The sequence below is a fragment of the Bullifex sp. genome, assembly GCF_034103065.1.
Lineage (GTDB): Bacteria > Spirochaetota > Spirochaetia > Sphaerochaetales > Sphaerochaetaceae > Bullifex.
In genome coordinates, this window is the sequence record NZ_JAXEGN010000109.1 from 1 (window position 1) to 2,641 (window position 2,641).

General features: G+C 38.2%; 3 protein-coding genes. All 3 read left to right on the forward strand.

Going from position 1 to position 2,641, the window contains the following annotated elements; genetic code table 11:
- Positions 1–1,585: SpoIIE family protein phosphatase (locus SOY52_RS04410; RefSeq protein WP_320847769.1), on the forward strand; the 1,585-nt coding region annotated here is incomplete at its 5' end.
- Positions 1,586–1,637: 52 nt separating this feature from the next.
- Positions 1,638–2,120: a hypothetical protein gene (locus tag SOY52_RS04415; RefSeq protein ID WP_276989659.1), complete on the forward strand. Its 483-nt coding sequence runs from the start codon at positions 1,638–1,640 to the stop codon at positions 2,118–2,120.
- An 8-nt stretch (positions 2,121–2,128) separates the two neighbouring features.
- Positions 2,129–2,641, forward strand: a 513-nt coding sequence (locus tag SOY52_RS04420; protein WP_320847770.1) for a cysteine peptidase family C39 domain-containing protein, incomplete at its 3' end; no start/stop codon positions are given.

Genomic DNA, 2,641 nt, shown 5'->3' on the forward strand with positions numbered 1-2,641 from the left:
AATCTGGGAAAACTATGCTAAAAACAAAGGAATTGATAAGCCTCTTGTAACAGATAACGACTATGGCTTCAACTACACTGGAATCTCAGTAATTCTAGATGAAAATGGAAAAGCTATTGCTGAAATCCAATATATTTTAGATATGAGTGAGGTAAGAGCATATCTAAACTCATTCTTAGTTAATATGTTCATCATATCCTTTGCAATAATAGGAATAACAATTCTAGCTTATATCGTATTTGTAAGAAAAATAGTTATCAATCCTGTAGGAAGACTCACAGACTTTACTCAGGAGATTACAAGAACAAATGACTTTGAAAACCAGCGCATCAAAATAAAGACTGGAGATGAAATTGAATCCTTAAGCCATGCTTTCAACTTCATGCTCTCTGAGCTTGAGAACTACATCGATAACCTTTCTAAAGTCACAGCAGAAAAGGAACGTATAGGCGCTGAGCTTGATGTTGCGAGACATATCCAGGCTTCCATGCTTCCTTCAATATTCCCTCCATTTCCTAATAGAGATGAGTTTGATATTTACGCTTCAATGACTCCTGCAAAGGAGGTAGGAGGAGACTTCTACGACTTCTTCCTTGTGGATGATAATCACCTAGCAATGGTCATTGCGGATGTATCGGGAAAGGGCGTTCCTGCTGCAATGTTCATGATGATTTCAAAAACACTCTTAAAGTCAGCAGCACAAAGTGGTCTTTCTCCTAAGGCTATTTTGGAAAAGGTTAACAACCAGCTCTGTGAAAACAACGATGCAGAGATGTTTGTAACTGTCTGGATCGGAATTCTTGAAATTTCTACAGGAAAGCTAGTCTGCGCAAATGCAGGACATGAGTACCCAGCAATAATGAGAAAAGGAGGAAGCTTTGAGCTCTATAAGGACAAGCACGGCTTTGTCCTAGCTGGAATGGAAGGCTCAAAATATCGTGAGTATGAGTTAGTCTTATCTGCAGGTGACCGTCTCTTTGTATATACAGATGGAGTCGCAGAAGCAACAGATAGCAATAACAACCTCTATGGAACCGACAGAATGATTGATGCACTTAATAAAGCAAAGGACCTATCCTCTCGTGAGCTTTTGGAATCACTACACAAAGACATTGACTCATTTGTAGGCCTAGCAGATCAATTTGACGATATCACTATGCTCTCAATACAAATAAAGCAAGTTAATAGTTCCTTTGAAGAAATCTCTCTAAAGCCTTGTCTTGATAATTTAGACCAGGTCACGGACTTTATCGATAATCATCTTTCGGAGGGAGGAGTATCTAATAAGCTCATCTTTAAAGTAAACATGGCAATAGATGAAATCTACTCCAATATAGCCCGCTACAGTGGAGCAACAGAGGCAAGAGTTGGATGCAATGTATCAGAAAATAAAGTAAGCCTTAGATTCGTAGATAACGGCAGTCCATATGACCCTACAGTAAAGGAGGATCCTGATACTACTCTATCTGCAGAAGAGAGAGAGATTGGAGGCTTGGGAATTTACATGGTAAAAAAGATAATGGATGAAATTTCATATGAGTATAAGGATGGAAGAAATATTCTAATACTAGAAAAGAATATTTAATCCAAATTGCCAACGCATTATGCGATAAAATTAGCTTAAAGGGGAAAGATAAATGGAAAACAACACGATTTTTAGAAAGAAAAGTATAGAAAGAGTTTCTTCACCAGAACAGCTTAATGACTATATTCGTGTCTGTAGTCCGAGCATTTGGTTGGTAATTGTAGCTGTAATTATATTACTTGTAGGTGTTTGTATATGGGGAGTTCTAGGACACTTAGATACAACTATTACTACTGCAGCAATTGTTGAAGATAAAGTACTTACTATTTATATTCCAGAGGAAGACATATCCTCTGTTTTAAACAAAAACTTTACAATAGAGGGGACAGAATATGAAATTAATGCATCTTCTATCCCACTTGAGCCAATCGCAGTTCGTGGTGAGGATTTTTCTGAATATGTACTTCATATTAGCGGCTTAAAGCTTGGTGAATGGGTTTATGCTGTACAGTGCAATACTGGACTTGCAGACGGTATCTATAAAGCTCAAATCGTGCTTGATAGTACCTCACCAATGTCATTTATCTTTAATTGAGGTGAAGCATGGGTAATGAAAATAAAATCAAAAAGCCTGTGCGAAATAGTGTAGCTAAGGTTCCAGTTGTAATGCAAATGGAAGCATTAGAATGTGGTGCTGCCAGCTTGACAATGGTACTTGCATATTACGAAAAGTGGATACCTTTAGAGCAGGTACGCTATGATTGCGGTGTCTCCCGTGATGGTTCAAATGCTAAGAACATATTGAAAGCTGCTAGGAGCTATGGACTAAATGCAAAGGGCTACCGTTTTGAGCCGGAATCACTAAAAAAGAATGGGACATTCCCATGTATCATCCACTGGAACTTCAATCATTTTGTCGTACTTAATGGCTTTAAGAAAAACAAAGCTATATTAAATGACCCAGCAAAGGGTACATATAGCGTCTCTATGGAGACCTTTGATAAGTCATTTACCGGCATCTGCCTAATGTTTGAACCAAGTGAGTCTTTTCAGCCAGGTGGAAAGCCAAAAAGCGTCATCCAATTTGCTAAAAGCCGCTTAAAGGGAACAGGAAGT